Annotated in this window: 1 protein-coding gene; it reads right to left on the reverse strand. The window is 44.4% G+C overall.

Annotated elements, in window-relative coordinates:
- Nucleotides 1–232 (reverse strand): LysR substrate-binding domain-containing protein (locus RRF55_RS28125; RefSeq protein WP_439419317.1); only part of this gene is annotated, 232 nt, incomplete at both ends.

Genomic DNA, 232 nt, shown 5'->3' on the forward strand with positions numbered 1-232 from the left:
TATATTTAATCCCTTCAATTTTGAGCTGTTGGGTGGACTCAGGCACCAAAGAAATGCCCAAATTTGCCGCAACCAACGATAAAATCGAAACAATCTGAGGGGCTTGCTGTCCAATTTTAGGCGTGAAGCCATGCTGTTGGCAGCTATTTAAAATCGCGGCATACAGCCCTGCACTCACCTCTGGTGGAGAGACAATGAAGCTCTCATACTTAAATTCTGCCAAATCTATCAC

The sequence above is a fragment of the Klebsiella sp. K47 genome (genome assembly GCF_051858335.1).
GTDB classification, from domain to species: Bacteria; Pseudomonadota; Gammaproteobacteria; order Enterobacterales; family Enterobacteriaceae; genus Klebsiella; species Klebsiella pneumoniae.